A 23,302-nucleotide genomic window follows, 5' to 3' on the forward strand; every position below is an offset into this window, starting at 1 on the left:
GTTTGATGCGAAAAGCCGGTTTCCACCTTTTCGCACGATGCTCTGAACGCAAGAAAGGGCGCCTTCGCTGGGAAGGCGCCCTTTCCTTTGACGAAATCTGTGATGCTTAGCGCTTGTGGCCCGGAGCCGCAGGCGCATTGGCCAGAGCCAGAGCAGGCCCGTTCGCCGACACGCTCTTGCCCGACATGGCCATGCACACCCCGCCCGACTTCTTCACGCGGCCACAGGCGCCCTGCGCCGAACCCGAGTCGAAGCCCAGCGCGGCCACGCGCCAGAACTCGCGGCCATTGACGGTGGCCTTGGTGATGGTGACCTCATGGGCACGCATATCACCGCGCGCCAGCGCCATCTTGCGCGCCTTCTCGGCATTGGCTTCATTGCTGAAGGCCCCAAGCTGAACCAGATGCGAGCCCGTGGACGAACGCACCACATCGGCCTTGGCATCGGCCTTGGCCACCCGCAGCCTGGCGGGCTGAACCTTCGCCTTCACCGCACGGGGCTTCGGCGCAGGTGCTTCATAAGCGACACGCGTCGGCACCACGCGAGCAGCAGGCTGAGCCGCCGGAGTCGCGGGAACTTCGGACCATGCCATCACGCCGCCCATCGCCGCCCGGCCCGAAGGCTGGGCAGGCGCGGCTTCGGGAGCCGCATCACGAACCGGCTCCACCACCGGCGTCGAAACGACCGTGGGAGCAGAAGCAGCACGCACCGGAACCACCGGCGCGCTGACAGCCGCCGTCGCCATGGCAGGCAATTCCTTCTCGGCCACAGGCTGAGCCACCGGCGCAGCGGCAGGCGCCTTGGCAGCCAGTTGCGCAGCGGGCGCCTCATCACGCAGCGCCAGAGCCGTCGGCAGGCCAGCGTCACCCACCACCGGCGCGCCCAGCAGCGCGGCAACGCGCTGGCGGGTGGCATCGGGGCGCGCGGTGGCGGCCCATTGCGTCAGGCGCTCATCCAGCTTGTCGGGCGAAAGGTCCATCGCGGCGACATTGCGCGCCTCGGCCCAGCGGCCATCGAGTGCATAGGCATAGGCCAGATTCTGGCGCAGCTTTTCACTGGCGTCGCCAGCCTGCGCCGCATTGGCCAGCACATTCACGCCGCCTGCCGAGTCGCCAGCCAACGCCAGCGCCAGACCGTAATCGGCGGCGGGCAGCGTGCCCTGCACCGTCTGCAGCAGGGCCAGCGCCTCGCGGTTATGCCCCAGCGCCGTCTGTGCCAGAGCGAGACTCAATGTGGTGCGCGGCGAGTTGTCGCCCAGCACCACCGCGTCGCTCAGCACCGTCACCGCCGATTCGAACCGTCCGCCGCGCAGATAGGCGCGGCCAAGGGCGGCGCGGGTGGCCGCATCGCGCGGGGCCTTGCGCAGCGCCGATTCGCCGGCGGCTATGGTCTGGACCGAAGCCCCCGCAGGCGCGGCGCCCTCGGCCATCGTCTGAGCCCCCCCCAGCAGGGCCAGAGCCAGCGCCCCGCCCAGAGGCAGGCCGCGAAGCAGCGCGAAACGGCGGTTGTGAGCAGGCGTGGACAGCATCGGTCTTTCCCCAAGGCATCGGCGTGTCAGCCGGACGCAGGCATTTTTCAGGCGCAAAGATTGCAGATCGTTCCTAACGAACCCTTAAAAGGCACTAGGGCATCCTCGAAAGCGCCCCGAAATCCGCATGAACACAAGGACTGTAACAAGTTTTTGTTTACCACATTTGCTTATGCGCAGAGGCCGAACATGGCCGAGCGTGATCGCTGGCCACACGGAAGGGAACCAAGATGATTCGCATCCATGCGCGCCGCAACGCGTCGGCCCTGAAAAGCGCCGCCCTGCTGGGCGCGCTGGCCGCCTGCGGCCTGCTGGCCCAGACCGCCCAGGCCGACGCCAAGGCCGGTGTCGACGCCTGGAGCCGCGCCGAAGCCGCCAGCGCCGCCGGCAACAAGGTGGCCGCCCAGCGCGAATATGCCGCCGCCATCCACGAATGGCAGGCCGACGCTGACAAGGGCGATCCCGATGCCCAGTTCAACCTGGGCCAGGCCTACAAATGGGGCAAGGGCGTCCCTCAGGATCTGACCCGCGCCGAAGTCCTCTTCGCCAAGGCCGCCGCCAAGGGCCACACGCAGGCCGCCGACAATTACGGCCTGCTGCTGTTCCAGCGCGGCCAGCACGCGCAGGCCATGCCCTATCTGCAGGCCGCCGCCGACCGTGGCGAGAAGGGCGCGCTCTATCTGCTGGGCATCGCCCATTTCAACGGCGAGAACGTCCCCAAGGACTGGGTGCGCGCCTATGCGCTGGAAACCATCGCCAATCAGCCCGTCGACGGCCAGCCTCCGCTGCCGCAGGCCCGCGCGGCGCTGGCGCAGATGGACAAGTTCATCTCCATGGAAGACCGCCAGCGCGGCGCGTCCCTCGCCAGCGAACTGAGCACCCAGATCGAGGCCAACCGCCAGCGCCAGTTCGCCAGCAACGATCTGGGCAATACGGTGACCCCGCCGCCCGCCGGAGCCAGCGCCCCTGCCCCGGCTCCCGTCGAGACGCCGCATGCCGCCGCGCCTTCGCCCGCGCCAGTCGTCAAGGCGCCGTCGCCGCCCAAGGACAAACCGACGCCCAAGCCCGCGCCCAGGCCGACTGCGCCCAGCGAGACGCCAAACCCGGCTGCGACCCATACCCCGCCCGCACCCAAGACTGCGGCGACCAAACCCGTGCCCGACGCGCCGAAGCCTGCCCCGGCCAAGCCCGCTCCCGCCAAGCCGGTGCCTGTCAGCGGGAACTGGAAGATCCAGCTCGGCGCCTTCGGCGTGCCCGCCAATGTCGATGCGCAATGGGCCAAGGCCAGCCGCCTGCCCGAAGTCGCCGGGCATCCCCGCCAAAACGTGCCCACCGGCAAGGTGACCCGTCTGATGGCCGGCGGTTACTCGGAAGAAAGCGCCAAGGCTGCCTGCCGCAAGCTGGTGGCCGCCGGGATCACCTGCATTCCGGCCCAGAATTGAAGTCCTGCAATTTTAAAAAAACGGGAGTGCGAGGGCCTTACGCCCTCGCACTCCCGTGAATGATCAGCTCTGGCGCTTTGGATTCGGCCTTGTGTCAGGCTTGCCGTGCCTCAGGCTTTGCGTGGATCGTTTCATCGTTCGGCCCTATGGTGAGGGCGATGGAATGCTGTCGTTTTCACAAGGTGAGAGGCTCAAGACATGGGTACGGTCCTATCGACGTTTGGCATGCTGCTGCTCATCTTCGCGGTCATCACCGCGCTTGGCAGTTTCTACACGGTGCAGACCGCCGAAGTCGCCATCGTCACCCGTTTTGGCCAGTTCCTGCGCAGCGCCGGTCCCGGCCTGGGCTGGAAGGTGCCCTTCATCGACAAGGTGCAGGGCCGCGTCAGCCTGCGTGTCGAGCAGATCGCCCTCACCATGGAAACCAAGACGCGCGACAACGTCTTCATCAGCATCCCGATCTCCGTGCAGGCCCGCGTGCGGCCCGAGCGCGTGTTCGAGGCCTATTACAGCCTCTCGGACCCCAACGCCCAGATTCAGGCCTATGTCGAGCAGGTGGTGCTGGGCCATGTGCCGGGCATGTCGCTCGACGAGGTCTTCGCCAACCAGTCGAGCATCGCGCTGGCGGTGAAGAAGGAACTCGACACCGACATGGCCGCCTTCGGCTATGAGATCGTCAACGTGCTGGTCACCGACATCGTGCCCGACGCCAAGGTCAAATCGGCGATGAACGACATCAACGCCGCCCAGCGCGAGCAGGTGGCCGCCAATGCGCGCGGCGAGGCCGAGAAGATTCTGGTGGTCAAAAAGGCCGAGGCGGAAGCCGAGAGCAAGGCGCTGCAGGGTCAGGGCATCGCCAACCAGCGCAAGGCCATCATCGAGGGGCTCAGCACCTCCATCGAGGGCTTCCAGAAGGCTCTGGGCGAAGCCACCGCGCGCGACGCCATGCAGATGGTGCTGGTGACGCAATATTTCGACACGCTGAAATCCATCGGTGAGACGGGCAAGGCCAACACGCTGTTTGTCTCGCATACGCCCGGCGCGGTGCAGGCGATCTCGGATCAGATCATGGAGTCGATGATCGCGGCGGAAGGCGTTCAGAAGTAAGAATTGCAGGAAGGTGAAATGCGAGGGGATTATCCCCTCGCGCTCCCGTTACTGTCCGCGTTGCGTCAAAGGTTCGGCCTTGCGCTCAGCTTGCCGCGCCGCAGGCATCAATCGCTCACATCGCCTGTCGTTCAAAGGATCACTGCCTGCGGCGCCACAGCTGGAGAGCCCGGGCGCCACAATGCTGCCCCCCTGCCCGTGCGTCGGAAGACGTCATGGGAGCGCGAGGGGGTAACCCCCTCGCTTTTTCCTTAACTTACTTCTTATCCGCGAACGGATTCTTGGGCATGCGCAACGTCAAACGCACCGGCACGGCATCGAAGCCCAGCTCCCGCCGGATGCCATTGATCAGATAGCGCTGATAGCTCATCGGCAGATCGTCCAGACGCGTGCCGAACAGGATGAAGCCCGGCGGACGGGTCTTGGCCTGCGTGATGTAGCGCAGCTTGATACGCTTGCCGCCCGGCGCCGGAGGCGGATTCGACGCCAGCGCCTTGTCGAACCAGCGGTTGAGCAGCGCGGTGGGCACGCGCTTCGACCAGGCCGCGCGCAGCTCGAAAGCGGCGGTCAACAGCGTGTCGAGGCCCTTGCCGGTACGGGCGGACACCGTGATCAGCGGCAGACCCTTCACCTGCGCCAAACCATCGTCCAGCGCGCCGCGAATGCCGTTGAACAGCGCCGAGGCATCCTCTGCAATGTCCCATTTGTTGATGGCGATCATCAACGCGCGGCCTTCCTCCAGCACCATGGAGGCGATCTTGAGATCCTGATGCTCCAGCCCGCGCGTGGCGTCGAGCAGCAGCACGACGACCTCGGCGAAATCGATGGCGCGGCGCGCATCGGCGACCGAGAGGCGTTCCAGCTTCTCGACCACATTGGCCTTCTTGCGCATGCCCGCCGTATCGATCAGCCGCACCGGACGGGCCTCGCCGCTGGCCGGATCGGTCCATTCCCAGTCGATGGAGATCGAGTCGCGGGTGATGCCGGCCTCGGGTCCTGTCAGCAGGCGGTCGTCCTTCAGGATCGAGTTGATCAGTGTGGACTTGCCCGCATTGGGGCGCCCCACGATCGCCAGCTTCAGAGGCGCGCGGTTGAGCGCTTCCTCATCCTCGGGATCGATCTCGTCCTCTTCGTCGTATTCCTCGCCCTCGCGCTCAATATGCGGCAGCAGGGCGGTGAAGAGGTCGGCCATGCCCTCGCCATGTTCGGCGCTGATCGCCAGCGGCTCGCCCATGCCCAGCGCGAAGGCTTCATAGAAGCCGCCATCGCCGCTGCGGCCTTCCGCCTTGTTGGCCACCAGAATCACCGGCACGGTCTGCTCGCGCAGCCAGCGGGCGATTTCCTCGTCCAGCGGGGTCAGGCCCGCGCGCGCATCGATGCAGAACAGCGCGACATCGGCGCCCACCAGCGCGGCCTCGGTCTGGGCGCGCATGCGGCCCGGCAGGGTATGCGCATCCTCATCTTCCCAACCGGCGGTGTCCACGATGGTGAACTCCAGCCCCAGTAGATTTGCTTCCCCGAAGCGGCGGTCACGCGTGACGCCCGGCTGATCGTCGACCAGCGCCAGCTTCTTGCCGACGAGCCGGTTGAACAGCGTGGACTTGCCCACATTGGGCCGACCGATGATGATAACTTGAGGCAGCATGATGGTGATGATCCAGAAGGCAAGCATTTGCCGGGTCAGCATATTTTTGCCGGGCAAGCATGGCAAAGCCCAGTGCTTTTGCCCTTGCCCCGGCATCTGTCGCTGCACACGGGAAGCGACGCCCCTTGCCTCCCCCCCGCCCGAAAAGCAAGAAAAACCGCGATTCGCCGCCTGTGCGGCGCCAGCCCGTGCCAAAAATCGACACAACCGTGATCGCCCAAAGCGTTCAGTCTGGTTGAGGCCTTGGTAACCATATCGGGCGACCAGGCCCTAAGAGTCGGCAAGTTATTGCCGCACCTATGACGGGACAGATTCTTCTTGGGGCACGCGCTGCGGGGCAGTTGCGCGCAAGACCTGTGTTTTGCGCATCGGCTTTGCGGGCGGCAGCTTTTTGCACGGCAATATCTTGCCTTGCGGCTCTGGCGCCCGAGCGGGCACAGGCGCGCGGCGCAATCCAGTTCGTGGACGTGACCAGCAGCCGCAGCGCCGCCTATCGGGTGACAGGCGTGACCAGCGTCAACAACTACCGCATCGGCGTGAGCAGCCCCACCAACCTGCTGCCGGAAGCCAGCACGCCCGCGCGCACCACGCGTTATGGCTATGCCGCGCCCACCCGCAGAAAGGCCGCCCCAGCCTATGCCGCGAGTCATCTGAAGCAACCGGGGGCGCCAAGGCTGGCCGTCTCAGCCGCCGACGAAGTCCTGCCCGGCTATCTGCAATGCGTGCCCTATGCGCGCCAGGCCTCGGGCATCCAGCTTTTTGGCGATGCGCGCACATGGTGGGGTCAGGCCGCCGGGCGCTACAGCCGGGGCAACACGCCGCGCGTGGGCGCGGTGATGGCCTTCCGCCCGCATGGGAAGATGGTGCTGGGCCATGTCGCCATGGTCAGCCGGGTGGTCGATTCGCGCCGCGTGCTGCTGCGCCATGCCAACTGGTCGCCGATCAACGGACGGCGCGGTCAGGTCGAGCGCGACGTGATGGCCGTGGACGTCTCCCCCGCCGGAGACTGGAGCGCGGTGCGCGTGTGGTTCGATCCCATTCAGGGGCTGGGCAGCACGCATTGGCCGGTCTCGGGCTTTATCTATCCGCGTGGAGCCACAGTGCCGGTGCATGGGCTGGCCGCCAGCCGCTGGACGAGCGACCCGATCGGGGCGATTATCGCGGCGTTTTCCCGGCGTTAATTCCAAGTTGGAAGAAGATGAAGTGCGAGGGGGTTACCCCCTCGCGCTCCCGGAACGTCTTCCGACGAGAGGGCAGCGGCTCCTAAATGTAGCGCCCAGCCTCTCCACCTGCGCAGCATAAAGCGCCGCAGGCAATCGATCCGCAGATCGATACATAGCGCAGGCGATTTACAGGCCTGCGGCGCTGCAACGTTAGCCCTATGGTCGAACCCGAAGCGCCACGCAGACAAAAATGGGAGCGCGAGGGGATAATCCCCTCGCACCTTACTTTTCTTAAACCTTAAGCCTTGGCCACCGGGGCGTCTTCACCCAGATCCTCGAACCATGCTTCCACGGGCCCGCTCAGCTTGATCGTCAGCGGATTGCCCTTGCGGTCCATCGACTTGCCGGCCTGCACGCGCACCCAGCCTTCGGAGATCGAGTATTCCTCGACATTGTTGCGCACCACGCCCTTGAAGCGGATGCCGATGCCGCGCTGGAGCAGGTCCGCGTTGAAATGCGGGCTGGCGGGGTTGATCGCCAGACGGTCGGGCGGGGTATCCGCGCCGGTGGTGGTGGCGGGCGAGCTGGTTTCTGGCGTGTCAGTCATGGTGTTGCTCAATAATTTTCGCGAGCCACTTGTCAACGTCGCGCGGTGCGTCTAGTGGCGCCTCTCCGCAAGTGACAGCGGGCGCGTAGCTCAGCGGTAGAGCACACCCTTCACACGGGTGGGGTCACAGGTTCAATCCCTGTCGCGCCCACCATCCTTTGGGATGGCCAGTCACTCGGAACCCGCCCGATTGGTTTCGGGATGCGGGCGCGTAGCTCAGCGGTAGAGCACACCCTTCACACGGGTGGGGTCACAGGTTCAATCCCTGTCGCGCCCACCATGAAATCCTTCATTTCATGGTGATTTCCCGGGCCGCCGATGCGGCGAACCGTGCCCTGACTGCGCCATGCGCATAAAATCCCCCTTGCATCGCTGAAAAACACGCGGAAATCCGGGGATCTTTCAGTCAATCGATTGAAGCCGCAAGCATTCGTTACAATTTTTTACCCACAATGCCCTTCTCTTGTGTAAACTGCGGCCATCACGGGTCCATCAAGGAGAGAAGTCGCCATGGCTAATGAAACATTGCTTACGCTTGCCGCCGATATTGTTTCGGCGCATGTCAGCAACAACACTGTGTCCAATGACGACCTGCCTCGCCTGATCCAGTCGGTTTACGGTTCGCTGCAGGGTCTGGGTCAGGAAGCTCCGGTGGAGCACAAGCCGGAACCGGCGGTGTCGGTGCGGGCCTCGCTCAAGTCCGATACGCTGACGTGTCTGGATTGCGGCACCAAGATGAAGATGCTCAAGCGCCATCTGGCCACCGATCACGGGCTGAGCCCGGCGGAATATCGCGCGCGCTGGGGCCTGAATGCCGATTATCCGATGGTCGCGCCCGATTATGCCGCGCGCCGCAAGGAGCTGGCCGTGAAGATCGGTCTGGGCCGCAAGCCTGCCGGTGACGACGCGGCGGCCAAGAAGCCCCGTGCGGTCGCCAAGGATGGCGCGGCGCCGGCCAAGCGCGGCCCCCGCAAGAAGGCTGAGAGCGAAGCCAGCGCGGCTTGAGGTTTTCGGCGGGGCCCTTACGGCGCCCCGCCCCTTCAACCATCCGGATGCGGCGCGATGGCGCGGCGCATCAGCATCAGCCCCGGCAGCAACGGCAGCCATAGCGTCAGCACCCGCAGCAGCAGCGTGGCCGCCAGCCCCGTGCCGGAGGGCACGCCCATCAGGCTGAGCATCAGCGTGCAGGTCGCCTCGAAACTGCCCAGCCCCAGCGGCACCGGCCCCAGCGTGATGACGATCGAGGCCATCATGAAGGCGATATAGGCCGTGACCAGTTCGGCCCACAATCCTGTATTCTGGCCAGCCGAAACCTGCCCCAGCGCCCGCAGGCAGGCCAGCAGCGTGAAGGCGTCGAGCAAAAAGATCAGCGCGTTCCAGAACGTCACCTGAGCGATCAGCGGGCGGTCCCTCAGCAGAGCGCCGGGCGCCTCGCCCACTGTCACCAGCAGATCGCGCACAAAGCCCAGCTTCGCCATCCAGCGCGGCAACGGATGGCGCCCGCGCTGCCTCAGCCACAGCGCCGTGCCGGGAATAGCCATCGCCACCAGCAGGAACAGGCTGACCAGTCCGGTGATCCACAGCATCACATGCCCATGCAGCCAGAGCAGCGCCAGCATCGCCACAGCGAACACCGCATAGGCTGCATAAAAGCCGATCATTGAGAGAATCAGCGCCGCCACCGAAGCGCCGCGCGGCACGCCGTTCAGCATCAGTTGGTCCACCAGCACCACATTGCCGCCAAGCCCGGCGCTGGGGAGCGCCTGATCGGCAAAGAGCTTGGTGATCGCGATGCGCAGCAGGCGCGGCATCGGCTGAGGATGCCCGGCATGGCGCAGCACGGCCTGCCAGCCCAGCGCGAGGGCCACATAGGTCAGGATCTGCAGGCCCAGCGCCGCCGCCAGCCAGTCGGGGCTGGCCTTGCCGACCAGCATCAGCAGATGCGCGATCTCATGGCGACGCAGCACGGCCGCCACCAGCGCCCCCACCAGCATGATGCCGAAAAACCAGCCGCGCCAGCGCCCGGAAGCAACAGCCCCGCCAGGAGCAGATCTGGCCGGGTCAGCCACCAAGGAGACACCGCCGCCCTTTTGTGCCCAACCCTTGCGGGTGAAGCCTGATTGCCGGGTCTGTGCCAAGGAGTCTCATGGCGATGAAATGCGGTCAGCCTTGCACTGGTTCCTGACGAAGATCAGGGCTGCGCTTTCCAGCAGGGCGCCAGCGCCTCCAGCGAGCGATCGACCCAGTCCGCCAGCGACGAACCGACATTCGAACTGATCCTTATCTCCCCTCCCGCATCGGAGGAGGGCACGCTCAGCGTGTAGATCGCGCCATCCATAACGATGGTCATCTCCTGCCCTGGCACGCCATAAGGTGCGGGCCGGGGCATGGTGATGCCACCCATGGCGGCCATCACCGGGCGAATCGCCGGGCAGCTTGCGCTGTCGGCCCATTGCACCCGGGTCTGGCGACCGCGGCCATGGTTGGCGGGCGCCTGCCGGGTGAAGCGCAGCCGATAGGCGAAAGGCGCGCCCTGAGGGCTCTCGCCAGTGGCGATATCCACCGTCTCGCGCACCCGGTTGAGCGCGCCGGCCCGGCTGAATTGCGCCCATTGGTTCAGCAAAGGGCTGTTGGCGGCGGCATCCTGAACAGGCGCTTGAGCGAACATCAGCAACAAAGGCAGCATGCGGCCATCCCCATCCCGTGGCGGGATCAGACTGACATGCTGAAAAGATCTTCTCAACGCGAATCAGCCGTTTCGGAGCCGTTCGGGCCCGGGGGCATGAAGCTGGGTCATCGCAGTCGACATTATATCTACCATGCCAATAGGTTTTAAGATGTATATGAGGGTCTCTGATCCGAGTCCCCGGCATGAGCGCGCATGGCCGCATGGCCCGCGCCTGATGCCTCAAGGAGAGTTTGCATGCCCGAAGCCCTGACGCTCGCCAAAGTCCCGCCCCATGGGTCCGGGCGCGAACCAGCCCCGCCCCCCCTGACGCGCGAGGCGATCCTGGCCCGTCTGCCCGAGTTGCTGGAGACCGTGGCCAAGGGCGCCGCCGAGCGCGAGCGCAGCCGCGAACTGCCCTTCCATCTCTTCGACGATCTGCGCCGCACCGGCCTCACCTTTCTGCGCGTGCCCGAAGTGCTGGGCGGACCGGGCGGCAGCTTTTCCGATCAGCTGGAGGTGACTGTCGCGCTGGCCTCTGCCGATTCCGGTGTGGCCCATGCGCTGCGCAGCCATTTCGCCTTTCTCGAAAGTCTGGCGATCGATCCCGCCGCCGAAGCCAGCCGCAAGCATGCCCCTCAGGTGCTGGCGGGCAAGATCTTCGGCGGCGCGCATATGGAGATCAACACGCCGCGCCCCAACCAGTTTCGCACCCGCCTGACGCGTGAGGGAACGCATTACCGCCTCAACGGTGAGAAATATTACGCCACCGGCGCGATCTTCGCCGACTTCCACAGCTTCAGCGCCATGAACGAAGCCGATGAGATGATCCATGTGCTGCTGCCCGCCGGTCGCCCCGGCGTGACGCTGCTGGATGACTGGGATGGCATGGGCCAGACCCTTTCGGCCAGCGGCACGGTGCTGCTGGAGAATGTGGAAGTCTTCCCCGAAGAGATCGGCGCACACCGCGGCAATGATCCCTTCCGCCGCCGCCATGGCGCAACCCGCGCGCAATTGCATCTGGTGGCGGTGATGGGCGGCATCGTGCGCAATGTGCTGGCCGATGCCATCCATTTCACCACCCAAAAGGCCCGCGCCGCCAAGCACAGCAGCGCGGACAAGGCGTCCGGCGATCCCTTTGTGCAGCAGACGGTGGGCGATCTTTCGGCGCTCTCGCATGTGATCGATGTGACCATCGCCGATGTGGGCCGCCATCTGGACCGCAGCGCAGAGGCCTTCGCGGCAGGCGAGAGCGATCCCGAGGTGCTGGACCGCCTGGTCCTTGCGGCGCAACTCGCCAATTCCAAGGCGCAGATCATGGTGGGCCGTCTGGCGCAGCAGGCCGCCGAGCGCCTGTTCGACACCGGCGGTGGCTCGGCCATCCTGCGCAAGCAGGGGTTCGACCGGCACTGGCGCAATGTGCGGACCCTGCTCAACCACAATCCGGCGCTGCTGCGCGGGCGGGTGCTGGGCGATTACTACCTCAACGCCGCGCGTGAGGATTTCGACGAGGGCCGGGTCTTCTGATCCTTCCTCACAAGCGGATGCAGAAAGGGGCGCCAATCGACTGGATTGGCGCCCCTTTCCTCATTGCCCGGCAGATCAGGCCAGGGCTTCGGCCTTCTTGTCGGCGCGGGCGAAGGCATGGTGCAGAATGGCGATCTCGAAATTGCGGCGCGAGAGCCAATGCGCCACCGTGGCGGCGCGCACGCCATCCGCATCGTCGATCAGCACCAGCCGCGCGCCGCGCGTGGCGATGGTGCGGCTCGACAGGCCCAGCAGCTGGCCGCCTTCCGCCGGGAGCGTGCCTTCCAGATGCTCGGCGGCGTATTCCTCGGGGGTGCGCACATCGAGCAGATAGGTGGTGCGGTCCTTGTCCTCGGCCCAATTCCGCGCGGTGGCCAGATCGATATCCGGGAAGCGGGTTTTCGTTTCGAAACGCGCGGCATGATCGCGCCCGAAGGCGCGGCCCCCTTCGGTAACAGGGCCGTAAACGCGGGTCGCGCCGGTTTCCAGCTCCCAGCCCGCGCGGCGCCATGCGGCGGTGCCGTCCTCCAGATAGGAGACGCGGTTGACCAGCCCGGCATCGATCAGCGTCTGGGCTCCCAGAATGGCCCGCGGCAGACCCGCGCAGGACACCACGATATGCGTGGACGCCGAAGGCACCACATCGGACACATGCAGCAGCAGTTCGGCCCCGGGAATGTTCACCGCGCCGGGCACATGGTCGCGGGTGAATTCGGGGACGGTGCGCGTATCGATCACGATCACATCCTCGCCCTTCTCGCGCGCGATGGCCAGCTCCTGCACGGTGAAGGCAGGCGTGCCGCGCTCATCACGCACGGCGCGGGTGAAGTCATTGCCCGGAATATCGAAGGAGAGATGGGCATGCGGCCCGTTCACCCAGCCGGGAAAGCCGCCTTCCAGCGCCACCGTGCCGGTCCACCCCTGCCCCTGCAAAATCCGCGCGAAGGTCTCGGCGCTGTCATCGCCGCCATCGACCAGCACGGTGCGGATCACCTTGCGCGGCACATAGAGCCCGATCTGGTCCAGCAACACATCCTCGGGCACATTCTTGCCGAACAGCGGGCTGCCATAATAGGCGATGTCCCTGGGCGCGCGAATATCCACGACGGCCAGTTCCGCGCCATCCTGCAGCCATTGGGCGAAGGTGTCGGGGGAAATCGAAAGGTTCGAAGCTTGGGTCATGCTCGTCTCTCCTCGGGAATGGGCGGCAGCGGCGATCAGGCCGGTTGCAGATCGGCGGACAGCGCCAGCTGCTCCACCAGCGTTTCGGCCAGACGCAGGGGGGCGGGATCGATCCAGCTGTCGAAAGCGAAATCCTGAATGAAACCCTCGGCCACCAGATAGTCCTTCTGGGCGCGCAGGCCTGCCACGCTGGTTTCGGACAGGGTCACGGTGAAACGTTCATGGACATGCGGGCCGAAGCCGCGCTTCACGGCGGCTTGGGTAGCGCCGGTTTCCGCCGCGATGGCCTGCACCACCTCGTCATGATGGGTGCGGGCCCATTGCGCGGTCTTTTGCAGCACCGCCAGATAGCGCGCCACGATCAGCGGATGGTTTTGCGCCAGATCGCGGTTCACCGTGATCGGACGCGGCGTGCCGGCATTGACGCGCAGCAGCGGGTCGCTCTGCTCGTTGATGTCGAGGATCGGGCGGAAGCCGTGGCGCTCGATCAGCGTGGCGCTGAAGGCCCCCTTGGCATAGACCGCATCGACCGTGCCATCGAGCAACCCTTGCGCGTTCAGGCGCAGCTTGGGGCTGGCGCCGACATCGCGCTCGGCCGCCGTGTCTTCGCGCAGATCGAAATCGCCGCCATGCAGATCGACGAAGATGACCTCGTCGCGCCCGATGCCGCCGATCTTCAGCGCGGTGAGCAGCCCGCGCAAATCCTCGGCGCGGCCAATATCCACGATCTGGCTGTCATGCCTGGGCAGGCCCAGCCGCGCGCCGCGCAGATCGGCGACAGTGCGCAAAGGGCTGTCCTCCCGCACCAGAATCAGCTGCTCCTCATCGACCCAGGTGATGCCGACGACCACCGTATCGCGGCCCTCGCCCCTGGCCCAGAGCGGGGGGACATTGCCGCCCTCGCGGAACTGGTTCTCATGGGTGTGGTCGAAGTGAGAGAGACGCACGGCCTTGTCCTGCGCGGCGCGGATCGATTCCAGCGCCAGACCGTTGCGGGCGAACTCGCCATGCAGCCAGCGGAAATGCTGCGCGATGCCCGATGTGGTGGGCACGGGGCAGCGGGTGTACCAGATGGTTGTGGGCTCGGTCATGATACTCTCCTCGAAACTATGCCATCAGGCGGGCAGCAGCGTGACCCCGGCGAAATTGTCGTAGAGGCCGTAGGCGGTCTGCGGAAAATTCCTCACGCGTGGCCCGGTCACCGCCAGCGTGGCGAAAGAGACCAGCGGAATGCGCGGCAAATCGCGCGCCACCAGCTGCTGGAAGGCGACATAATCGGCGCGGCGGGCGACAGGATCGATCTCGCTCTGCGCCTTGGCCAGCAGGGCATCGGCCTGCGGACTGTCGTAATGCGCGCCATTGGAGAAGGCGACGCCGCGCTGGATGTTGCGCGACCAGTAAAAGCGCTGGATGCCGATCGCCGGATCGGGGCCGACGCCGGCGCCATACAGGATCGTGTCGAAATCGCGGTCGCTGTAGATTCGCTTGATAAAGGTGGCGAAGTCGCCGGTGCGGATGGTCAGCTCCACGCCGACGCGTCGCAATTGATCGCGGATCGCCTCGGCGGATTTGAGTAGCTGGCCGCCGGTGGGCGCGGGGTCGTGGCGGATGCGCAGGCGCACTCCTTGTGCATCGGGCTTCAGCCCGGCGGCATCGAGCAGCGCCATCGCCCTGGCCGGATCATAGGGATAATGGCCCGAGCCCGGATCGTAGAAATCGGGCACCGCGCTGGTGACGGGCGAGTCCTCCACCTTGCCATAACCGCGCCACGCGTTGCGCAGCAGGAAGTCCTTGTCGATGGCATGGGCGAAGGCCTGACGCACGCGCGGATCGTGAAATTCGGGCTTTTCGAGGTTGAATTCGAAGACGGCCAGGGTGGCGGCAAAGGCGCTGGGCTTGTCCTGCACCGCAAAGCCGGGCTTGCCGGAAAAGCGCCGCACGTCGTCGAGGCTGAGCTGGGTGCTGGTGGTCATGTGAATTTCGCCCGTCTCCAGCGCGGCGGCGGTGGCTGCGGCATCGCTGTAGAATTTGAAGACGATGGCATCGAGCCCTGCCCCGGCCGGCGCCCAATAATCGGGGTTGCGCTCCAGCCGGATAAATTCCCCGCGCCGCCATTCCACGAATTTGAACGGCCCGGTGCCGATGGGCGCATTGCCCGCCGGATGGGTGAGGAAATCCTTGCCCGCATAGACATGCGCCGGAACGATCTGGCTTTCCGGCGAACCCAAAGCCGAAAGCAGATAAGGCGCGGGGGTGGAAAGACGCAGCACCACCGTCTGCGGATCGGGCGTTTCCACCGTCTCCACCGGCGCGAAGGTGGAGCGGCCCCGGCTGTGGTATTTTTTCCAGACCTCCTGCAGCGAATAGGCCACATCCCTGGCGGTAAACGGCTGCCCGTCATGCCACCTCACGCCGGGGCGCAGATGAAAGGTCAGGCTCAGCCCATCCCTGCCCTCTTCCCAGCTTGTGGCCAGCTGCGGCTGAGGCTTGCCCTGCGCGTCGAAGGTAACCAGCCCGTCGAAAATTTTCGTCGAGACCACCTGCGTCGGTCCCGCAGAGGTGCCCGCGCTGGTCAGCGTGGGCGGCTCGGGGTTGAACCCAAAGACCAGCGTGCCCCGCCCCCCCGAGCCGCCCCCCGAAGAACAGCCCGCAAGCCCGGCGAGACCCAAGGCGCCACCAGCCACCAACATTTCACGACGTGACACGACAAACATGCGGCTCAACATCCTCAAACCGAACAGACAGGAGAAATCGGGGCCACAGGCGCGAGAGCCGCCACCCCCGCCGCATCGAAGGCGACGCAATCGGCGAACCCCTCGGCAAGGACTTCCCCGGCGCTTTGCGGCGTATGATCGCCGCCAGCGATCACCGCCCCGCCGAAATGGCTGCGCAACTGCCACAGCAGCGAGGCCTTGCGACGCCACGGCTCCACCAGATGAAGCCAGCCGATGCCCAGCTGATCCAGCTGCGCGGCGACATGGGTGAAGGTCTCCAGCGGCTCGCCATCGGCCATGCCGTGGTCCGCGCTCCATGGTGACAGGCGCACGCCCACCCGGCTCACGCCCCAGATGGCGCTGACCGCCTCGGCCACCTCCAGCAGGAAGCGGCTGCGGCCACTGAGCGAGCCGCCATAATCATCCTCGCGCCGGTTGCTGCCGGTGCGCAGGAACTGGTCGATCAGCCAGCCTTGCGCGGCGTGGATTTCCACCCCGTCGAAGCCTTCGGCCTGAGCGAGAGCGGCGGCGGTGGCGAAGCGCTCGACCAGTCCGGCGATGTCATCCCGCTCCAGCGCGCGGGGAACGGGCAGCGGCTGAGGGCCTTCGGGCGTGTCGATCTGGCCGCGCCCGGCGAGCGCGGAAGGCGCGACGGGCGCGGCCCCGCCACGCAGCAAAGGATGGCTGACACGCCCCGGATGCGAAAGCTGAAGCACGATCCGCCCGCCCGCGCGCCGCACCGCGTCCACTGCCGGACGCCAGCCATGGATCAGCGCCGGACCGCCCTCGATATTGAAGCGCGGCGTGATGGTGAGCCCGGCGGCAGATCGCGCAGGAACGGGTTCGTCCTCGCCGCTCAGCACGATGCGGTTGTCCGTCGCGAAGGCGGAAAAAGGAAAAGGCTCGAACAGTCGCATGGCACCCCCACTGCGCTTTGGGCCTTCAGGACAGACGCCTGAGAAGCACTGACAAGATCACCACATGATCACGGGCCATGACGATTAGGGGCGATGGCCCCATCCGTCATAAAATAAATCCTATGGGAAAAGTATATTTTTCTTTTTCGGCCCCGCAAGAGGCAAAGATATCCTGATGGATCAACTCTCAAGGCGCGGATTCCGGCACGACTCGGCCAACGCCGGGCCGTGCGAAACGCCGCTTTGCAGCGCCGGGCAAAAGCGGCGTTTGAGCCCTGAAACATCTTCTTGGGGCCGCTCGCCGCGACAATGTTGACAATTCCTACCTATATTATCAGGATTAATTGATCGAGCCGTGAGCCAAGCCTCTCGCCCGCCCTCCCGCCGCCAGAACGGAGCCATGATGAAACGCCATTTGCCACGCCTTGCCCGCATCGCCGGCCACGCCGGTCTGCGCGCGCTGCCGACGGCCATCGGCATCGTCATCCTCGGCTTCTTCCTGCTGCAACAGGCGCCGGGCGATGCGGTGGATGTGCTCTCCGGCGAATCCGGCGGCCTCTCCACCGAGGCAGCCGCCGCGCTGCGCCATCATGCCGGGCTGGACCAGCCGGTGCTCAGCCAGCTTGCCGCCTATCTCACCGGCCTGGCGCATGGCGATCTGGGCTGGTCGGCGCGCTTCAATGTGCCCGTCACCAGCCTGATCCTGCAACGTCTGCCCGGTTCGTTGCTGCTGTCGGGCACAGCGCTGGTGGTGTCGGTGCTGGCAGGCGCGGCGCTGGGGGCGCTGATGGCCGCACGCGAGGGTAGCTGGGCGGATCGTGGCCTGTCGGTGGCGGCGCTGCTGTTCTACTCGCTGCCCTCTTTCTGGATCAGCCTGATGCTGATCGTGGTCTTCTCGATCCATCTGGGCTGGCTGCCCAGCGGCGGATCGCAGACCATCGGCGGGCCCGAAGGCGGGCTTGCGGGTCTGCTTGACCACGCGCGCTATATGGTGCTGCCGGTCACTTCCCTCTCGCTGTTCTACATCGCCATTTACGCGCGGCTGGTGCGAGTGGCGATGATCGAGGCCAGGGCGCAGGATTACGTTCGCACCGCCCGCGCCAAAGGGTTGAGCGAAAGCCGCATCCTGATCCGCCACATCCTGCGCAACGCCCTGCTGCCGCTCACCACCGTGGCGGGCATGCATCTGGGCGGCATGCTGGGCGGCGGCGTGGTGGTGGAAACGGTCTATGGCTGGCCGGGCCTTGGCAGGCTGGCCTATGAATCGGTGATAGGTCGCGATTTCCGCGTGCTGCTCGGGATTTTGCTGTTGTCGTCGCTGCTGGTCATCGTGGCCAATGCGCTGGTGGACATTCTGCAAGGCCTGCTCGATCCGCGCGTGGGGGTGAGCCATGCCGCCTAAAGCCATCTTTGCCGCGCCCGGCGACCATCACACCCCACCCCCTCCGGAGACCCGGCCTCTGGCCGCCTTTCGCATCGAGGACACGGTTTCAGCCCCCACGGCCAGCCGCAACGGCGTGGTTTCAGCCCTGCGGCGCCACCCGCCCGCGCTGATCGGCGTGGCCATTCTGGCAGGCGTAACGCTGCTGGCCCTGCTGTCGCCACTGCTGTTTCCCGGCGACCCGCTGGCCATCACCGGCGAGCCCTTCCTCTGGCCCTTCGCCAGCCTGGCCCATCCCTTGGGCACCGACTCGCTGGGGCGCGATATTCTGGCGGGTGTCGCCCATGGCGCGCGGGTCTCGCTGCGCATCGGCCTGTCGGCCACGGCGCTGGGTCTGGTGCTGGGCGTGGCGGCGGGCGCGCTGGCGGGCTACAAGGGCGGCTGGACCGATGCCGCCATCTCCCGCCTGATCGAGATCTTCCAGACCGTGCCCAGCTTCGTGCTGCTGGTGGTGCTGGTGGCCATCACCCAGCCCAGCGCGGGCACGCTTTCCGCCGCCATCGCCATCGTGACATGGCCCACCGTGGCCCGCCTCGCCCGCGCCGAGTTCCGTTCTCTGCGCGAGAAGGATTTCGTGCTGGCAGCCCGCTCGCTGGGCTACAGCCACACGCGCATCATCATCCACGAAATCCTGCCCAACGCCCTGCCGCCCATCGTGGTGACAGCCTCGGTGATGGTGGCCTCGGCGATTCTGATGGAATCAGCGCTGTCCTTCATGGGCCTTGGCGATCCCAATGTGGTGAGCTGGGGCAGCATGATCGGCCAGGGCCGCGAATATCTGCGCAGCGCCTGGTACATCAGCGCCCTGCCCGGCCTGGCGATCATGCTGACGGTGCTGGCGCTCAATCTGATCGGCGACGCGCTGAACGAGGCGCTCAACCCCCGCAAAAGAGGAGGCCGCGCATGAGCCACCCCGCCCTCTCCATTCCCGCCTTTGCCGTGCCGCATGCCATCACCCCGCTGCTGGAGGTGCAGGATCTGCAGGTCCACTTCGGTAGCAAGCCAGCCGTGCGCGGCATCAGCTTTACCGTGCATGAGGGCGAGACTCTGGCGCTGGTGGGCGAATCCGGCTCGGGCAAATCGATGACCGCGCTCTCGGTGATGGGCCTGCTGCCCGATGGCGGGCGGGCCAGCGGCACGATCCGCTTTGCCGGGCGCGATACCTCCACCCTGTCGCCTGCCGCGCGCCGGGCCCTGCGCGGCGGCGAGATCGGCATGATCTTTCAGGAGCCGATGACCAGCCTGAACCCGGTGATGACCATCGGCGCGCAAATCGTGGAAGCCTTGCGCCAGCATCAGCCGCTGTCTCGCACCGCGGCGAAGGCCCGTGCGCTGGAGCTGATCGATCTGGTCCGCATCCCCGATCCCAAACGGCGCTTTCAGGACTATCCGCATCAGCTTTCGGGCGGGATGCGCCAGCGGGTGATGATCGCCATGGCGGTGGCCTGCGGGCCGCGCCTGCTGATCGCCGACGAGCCCACCACCGCGCTGGATGTCACCATTCAGGCGCAGGTGCTGGAGCTGCTCGACCGGCTGCGGCGCGATCTGTCGATGGCGGTGCTGCTGATCACCCACGATCTGGGCGTGGTGGGCCAATGGGCCGACCGCGTGGCGGTGATGTATGCCGGGCGCAAGGTGGAAGAAGGCGATCCTTCCGCGCTGTTTGCCCTGCCGCTGCATCCCTACACGCAGGGACTGCTGCGCGCCTCGCCAAGGCTGGATGATGCGCAGCATTACACGCAAGGGCCGCTGACGGAGATCCCCGGCTCGATCGCTTCGGCCGCGGGGCAGGATGGCTGCGCCTTTGCGCCGCGTTGCCCTCAGGCGGTGGCGGCTTGCAGGGCTGCAGTGCCCTCGCTGCGGATTCTCGAGTCCGGGCGCAAGGTCGCCTGCCCGCTGGCCCATCAGGATTAAGCCCCGTGCCGCTGCTTTCCATCACCGATCTCTCGACCCATTTCCGCCTGCCCGATGGCGCGCTGCGGGCGCTCGACGGCGTCTCGCTGGAGGTTGAGGCGGGCGAAACGCTTGGTATCGTGGGCGAATCCGGCTGCGGCAAAAGCACGCTGGGCAAGACCATCCTGCGCCTTGTCGAGCCCACCGCAGGCGCCATCGCCTTTGATGGCGATGATATCACCGCGCTCCCGACGGGCAAATTGGCCCCCTATCGCCGCCGCGCGCAGATGGTGTTTCAGGACCCCTTCGCCTCGCTCAACCCGCGCCATACGGTGGCCAAGATTCTGGGCGATCCGCTGAAAGTCCATGGCATCGGCGGCCTGCATGAGCGCCGCCGCCGCGTGGAGGATATGCTGCGCCGCGTGGGTCTGGGCCCCGATGCGCTCGACCGCTATCCGCATGAGTTCTCCGGCGGGCAGCGCCAGCGCATCGGCATCGCCCGGGCGTTGATCCTCGAGCCCGATCTGGTGATCTGCGACGAGCCGGTCTCCGCGCTGGACCTGTCCATTCAGGCGCAAACGCTCAACCTGCTGGCGCGGATGAAGGCGGATCTGGGCCTGTCCTATATCTTCATCTCGCACGATCTTTCGGTGGTGCGCTATTTCACCGACCGCGTGGTGGTGATGTATCTGGGCCGCATCGTCGAAAGCGCCCCCACGCGCGGATTATGGGCCCGGCCGCTGCATCCCTACACGCGGGCGCTGATGGCCAGCGTGCCCGATCCCGCGCAGGGCCGCATCGCCCTGCCGCTCAAAGGCGATCTGCCCAGCCCGCAGGACATTCCCCGCGGCTGCCGTTTCCACCCCCGCTGCCCGCTGGCCACCGATCTGTGCCGCAGCAGCGAACCTGAATTGCGCGATGCCGGGGATGGCCAATCCATCGCCTGTCACCACGCCTAACTGGAGCCAAATCCATGGTTGACTATCGTTATCTGGGCCGCAGCGGCCTGAAGGTTTCCCCCCTCACGCTGGGCACGATGATGTTCGGCGGCGAGACCGACGAACCCACCTCGCACCGCATCATCGACACCGCGCGTGAACAGGGCATCAACTTCATCGACACCGCCGATGGCTACAACAAAGGCGCCTCCGAAGAGGTCGTCGGGCGCGGCATCAAGGCCCAGCGCGACCATTGGGTGCTGGCCACCAAATTCGCCAATCCGCGCGGGCAAGGCCCCAATCAGCGCGGCCAGTCGCGCAAATGGATCATCGAAAATGTCGAGAACAGCCTGCGCCGTCTGGGCACGGATTACATCGACATCCTCTATTTCCACCGCGCCATTTTCGACGCCCCGCTGGGCGAGGCCGTGCGCGCCATCGGTGACCTGATCACGCAGGGCAAGCTGCGCTATTTCGGCGTGTCGAACTTCCGCGCCTGGCGCATTGCGGAAGTCTCGCATCTGGCCGATCAGTTCAACATCGACCGGCCCATCGCCAGCCAGCCGCTCTACAACATCGTCAACCGCGTGGCCGAGGCCGAGCAGCTGCCCGCCGCCGGTCATTACGGGCTCGGCGTGGTCTCCTACAGCCCGCTGGCGCGCGGCGTGCTGACCGGCAAATACCGCCCCGACCTCACCCCCGAAGCCGACACGCGCGCCGGCCGCGGCGACAAGCGCATTCTGGAAACCGAATGGCGCCCGGAATCGGTCGCTCTGGCCGCGAAGATCGCGGATTATGCGCGGGATCGCGGCATCGATCCGGTGCATTTCGCCATCGCCTGGGTGCTCAACAACCAGCTCGTCACCTCGACCATCACCGGCCCGCGCACGCAGGCGCATTGGGACAGCTATATCAAGGCTCTGGGCGTCAAACTTAACGACGCGGATGAGGCCTTCATCGACGATCTGGTCACCACCGGCCATGCCTCCACCCATGGCTTCAACGATCCCAGCCACCCCATCGAGGGCCGCGTGCCTTACGCCAATCCGGCCCAGAGCGCGCCCGCCGAGCGTCAGCCCGAACCAGCCTGAGCCTTGGCCGGCGTTCGGCTCTTGCGGGGCCGGGCGCCGGCCACCTTTTCAGCTGCCGGTGCTTCTTCCTCTTGAAACAGGGACATGATCCATGTCTTATCAACGCCGCCTCAACCTCAATGTCGGGCTCAACACGCTTGGCTATCTGGGGAATGCCTGGCCCTATCGCACCGGCACGCGCCATGACATCTATGATCCAGCCTATTATCTGCGCCTCGCCCGGCTGGCGCATCAAGGCGTGTTCGATGCCGTGTTCTATTCGGATATGCCGCTGCTGCGCCCGGACCCGAACAGCCGGCCCCTGCACACGCTCGATCCGCTGATCCTGCTGACATGGCTGGCAGGGCAAGTGCCCGATATCGGCCTCGTTGCCACCATGTCCTCCACGTACAATTCGCCGTTCAATCTGGCGCGGCGCACGCAGGCTTTGGACGTGCTGTCGGGTGGGCGGCTTGTGGTGAATATGGTCTCCAATTTCGTGCCCGAAGTGGCCGCCAACTTCGGCGATGATCCCCTGCCCCCGAGGCAGGTGCGCTATCCGCGCGCTTCCGAATTTGTCGAGGTGGCCAAGAAGCTGTGGCGCAGCTGGGACCCCAAACGCGCTCGCCCCCTGCCCGAAGGCCAGTTCTGGGACCCGGAGGCCGAGGTGCAGCCCGCCAACCACAAGGGCGCGCATTTCTCGGTGAAGGGCGCGATCAACGTGCCGGTCAGCCCTCAAGGTCAGCCGGTGATCGCTCAGGCCGGAGGATCGGATCTGGGCATCGATCTGGCCGCGCAGCATGGCGAGATCATCTATTGCAACATTCTCTCACGCGGGGCGGGGCAGGCGTTCCGCCGCAAGGTCAACGAACGCGCGCTGGCGCATGGCCGCGATCCCTCGACCATCCGTCTGGTGCCCGGCCTTGTGGCCATCATCGGCGAGACGCGCGAAGAAGCCCTGCGCAAGCATGAGCTGTTTTCCGGCGCGGGCAGCGAAGACGCTCTGATCACGCACTTCATCCGCGAACATGGCATCGACCCGCAGGGCTTCGATCCAGACGCGATCCTCAACGCCGAAGACTTCCTCCCCGATCAGAACCGCGTGATGGCGGTGGGCTTCACGCAGGGGCTGGTCGAACTGCTGCGCCATGAGAAGCTCACCGCGCGCCAGGCCGTGCGGCGCTCGGCGGGCAATCACCGGCTGGTGCTGGGCACGGCGGAGGAGGTGGCCGATCAGATCATCGACCTCTGGGCCGATGGCACGGTCGATGGCTACACCTTCCAGCCGCCCCGCGCGCCCGACGATATCGAAGAGTTTGTCGAAAAGGTGATCCCCATCTTGCAGGATCGCGGCGTCTATCCCACCCGCTACACGCCGGGCGAAACCGTGCGCGCCCGCTATGGCCTGCCATGGCCCCATGCGGCGGAGCCCGCCCCGGCCAGGGCTGAAGCTCTGGCCTGAT

The 23,302-nt window shown here is 66.0% G+C and carries 20 protein-coding genes and 2 tRNA genes; 13 read left to right on the plus strand and 9 right to left on the minus strand.

Translation table 11 applies throughout. From position 1 onward, the window contains the following. Positions 1-106: 106 nt before the first annotated feature. Positions 107-1,528, minus strand: coding sequence for an SPOR domain-containing protein (locus SR3_RS03040; RefSeq protein WP_068080541.1), 1,422 nt, complete (start codon positions 1,526-1,528; stop codon positions 107-109). Between the two features lie 230 nt (positions 1,529-1,758). Between SR3_RS03040 and SR3_RS03045 the strand changes: the two genes are divergently transcribed. Further along, positions 1,759-2,970 carry an SPOR domain-containing protein gene (locus SR3_RS03045; protein ID WP_068080543.1) on the plus strand — a complete coding sequence of 404 codons (1,212 nt, stop codon included), beginning with the start codon at positions 1,759-1,761 and terminating at the stop codon, positions 2,968-2,970. 225 nt (positions 2,971-3,195) lie between these two features. Next, on the plus strand, positions 3,196-4,077 hold the full coding sequence (locus tag SR3_RS03050) for an SPFH domain-containing protein (protein WP_218018753.1): 882 nt from the start codon (positions 3,196-3,198) through the stop codon (positions 4,075-4,077). Between the two features lie 256 nt (positions 4,078-4,333). On the opposite strand, the gene der is transcribed toward SR3_RS03050, so the two are convergent. After that, positions 4,334-5,722: a ribosome biogenesis GTPase Der gene (gene der, locus SR3_RS03055; RefSeq protein WP_068080684.1), complete on the minus strand. Its 1,389-nt coding sequence runs from the start codon at positions 5,720-5,722 to the stop codon at positions 4,334-4,336. Between the two features lie 461 nt (positions 5,723-6,183). Between der and SR3_RS32335 the strand changes: the two genes are divergently transcribed. Then, positions 6,184-6,903 (plus strand): CHAP domain-containing protein, encoded by a 720-nt coding sequence (locus tag SR3_RS32335; protein ID WP_307558419.1) that lies wholly within the window; start codon positions 6,184-6,186, stop codon positions 6,901-6,903. A 280-nt stretch (positions 6,904-7,183) separates the two neighbouring features. Here SR3_RS32335 and SR3_RS03065 read toward each other — a convergent pair whose 3' ends face one another. After that, positions 7,184-7,492, minus strand: coding sequence for a DUF3297 family protein (locus SR3_RS03065; RefSeq protein WP_068080690.1), 309 nt, complete (start codon positions 7,490-7,492; stop codon positions 7,184-7,186). A 79-nt stretch (positions 7,493-7,571) separates the two neighbouring features. On the opposite strand from SR3_RS03065, the gene SR3_RS03070 reads away from it, so the two are divergent. The 3 genes from SR3_RS03070 to SR3_RS03080 all read left to right on the plus strand — a co-directional run bounded on the left by SR3_RS03070 (position 7,572) and on the right by SR3_RS03080 (position 8,497). Continuing rightward, positions 7,572-7,646 (plus strand) — tRNA-Val (locus SR3_RS03070). Positions 7,647-7,697: 51 nt separating this feature from the next. Further along, a tRNA-Val gene (locus SR3_RS03075) sits at positions 7,698-7,772 on the plus strand. A gap of 230 nt (positions 7,773-8,002) precedes the next feature. Continuing rightward, on the plus strand, positions 8,003-8,497 hold the full coding sequence (locus tag SR3_RS03080) for a MucR family transcriptional regulator (protein ID WP_068080547.1): 495 nt from the start codon (positions 8,003-8,005) through the stop codon (positions 8,495-8,497). A gap of 35 nt (positions 8,498-8,532) precedes the next feature. Here the strand turns inward: SR3_RS03080 and SR3_RS03085 are convergent, their stop codons facing one another. Beyond that, positions 8,533-9,630 (minus strand): lysylphosphatidylglycerol synthase transmembrane domain-containing protein, encoded by a 1,098-nt coding sequence (locus SR3_RS03085; RefSeq protein WP_245653748.1) that lies wholly within the window; start codon positions 9,628-9,630, stop codon positions 8,533-8,535. A 53-nt stretch (positions 9,631-9,683) separates the two neighbouring features. Then, positions 9,684-10,178 carry a hypothetical protein gene (locus SR3_RS03090; protein WP_068080549.1) on the minus strand — a complete coding sequence of 165 codons (495 nt, stop codon included), beginning with the start codon at positions 10,176-10,178 and terminating at the stop codon, positions 9,684-9,686. Between the two features lie 237 nt (positions 10,179-10,415). Here SR3_RS03090 and SR3_RS03095 point away from each other — a divergent pair, with 237 nt between their 5' ends. Next, positions 10,416-11,684, plus strand: a complete 1,269-nt coding sequence (locus tag SR3_RS03095) for an acyl-CoA dehydrogenase family protein (RefSeq protein WP_084454868.1) — start codon at positions 10,416-10,418, stop codon at positions 11,682-11,684. A 75-nt stretch (positions 11,685-11,759) separates the two neighbouring features. Here SR3_RS03095 and SR3_RS03100 read toward each other — a convergent pair whose 3' ends face one another. From SR3_RS03100 to SR3_RS03115, 4 genes are read right to left on the minus strand one after another with little or no spacing between them, the layout of a single operon-like run. Beyond that, positions 11,760-12,866 (minus strand): rhodanese-like domain-containing protein, encoded by a 1,107-nt coding sequence (locus SR3_RS03100; protein ID WP_068080551.1) that lies wholly within the window; start codon positions 12,864-12,866, stop codon positions 11,760-11,762. A gap of 35 nt (positions 12,867-12,901) precedes the next feature. Beyond that, complete coding sequence (locus tag SR3_RS03105; RefSeq protein ID WP_068080553.1) at positions 12,902-13,957, minus strand: ABC transporter substrate-binding protein; 1,056 nt, start codon at positions 13,955-13,957, stop codon at positions 12,902-12,904. Between the two features lie 24 nt (positions 13,958-13,981). Continuing rightward, positions 13,982-15,580, minus strand: a complete 1,599-nt coding sequence (locus tag SR3_RS03110) for an ABC transporter substrate-binding protein (protein ID WP_169805548.1) — start codon at positions 15,578-15,580, stop codon at positions 13,982-13,984. A 14-nt stretch (positions 15,581-15,594) separates the two neighbouring features. After that, positions 15,595-16,497 carry an oxidoreductase gene (locus SR3_RS03115; protein WP_068080559.1) on the minus strand — a complete coding sequence of 301 codons (903 nt, stop codon included), beginning with the start codon at positions 16,495-16,497 and terminating at the stop codon, positions 15,595-15,597. Between the two features lie 400 nt (positions 16,498-16,897). Here SR3_RS03115 and SR3_RS03120 point away from each other — a divergent pair, with 400 nt between their 5' ends. The 6 genes from SR3_RS03120 to SR3_RS03145 all read left to right on the plus strand — a co-directional run bounded on the left by SR3_RS03120 (position 16,898) and on the right by SR3_RS03145 (position 23,301). Further along, complete coding sequence (locus tag SR3_RS03120; RefSeq protein WP_218018754.1) at positions 16,898-17,899, plus strand: ABC transporter permease; 1,002 nt, start codon at positions 16,898-16,900, stop codon at positions 17,897-17,899. Beyond that, a complete protein-coding gene (locus SR3_RS03125) occupies positions 17,889-18,845 on the plus strand; it encodes an ABC transporter permease (protein WP_084454870.1) in 957 nt (318 codons plus the stop codon). The genes SR3_RS03120 and SR3_RS03125 overlap by 11 nt, the downstream gene beginning before the upstream one ends. Beyond that, positions 18,842-19,852, plus strand: a complete 1,011-nt coding sequence (locus SR3_RS03130; protein WP_245653749.1) for an ABC transporter ATP-binding protein — start codon at positions 18,842-18,844, stop codon at positions 19,850-19,852. Before SR3_RS03125 ends, SR3_RS03130 begins: the two co-directional genes overlap by 4 nt. 5 nt (positions 19,853-19,857) lie before the next feature. Next, positions 19,858-20,790: an ABC transporter ATP-binding protein gene (locus tag SR3_RS03135; RefSeq protein ID WP_068080563.1), complete on the plus strand. Its 933-nt coding sequence runs from the start codon at positions 19,858-19,860 to the stop codon at positions 20,788-20,790. A 14-nt stretch (positions 20,791-20,804) separates the two neighbouring features. Then, positions 20,805-21,860 (plus strand): aldo/keto reductase, encoded by a 1,056-nt coding sequence (locus SR3_RS03140; RefSeq protein ID WP_068080566.1) that lies wholly within the window; start codon positions 20,805-20,807, stop codon positions 21,858-21,860. Between the two features lie 91 nt (positions 21,861-21,951). After that, complete coding sequence (locus SR3_RS03145; RefSeq protein ID WP_068080568.1) at positions 21,952-23,301, plus strand: NtaA/DmoA family FMN-dependent monooxygenase; 1,350 nt, start codon at positions 21,952-21,954, stop codon at positions 23,299-23,301. Position 23,302 lies beyond the last annotated feature (1 nt).

The organism is Novosphingobium rosa NBRC 15208 (assembly GCF_001598555.1).
In the GTDB taxonomy this organism is placed as follows: Bacteria; Pseudomonadota; Alphaproteobacteria; order Sphingomonadales; family Sphingomonadaceae; genus Novosphingobium; species Novosphingobium rosa.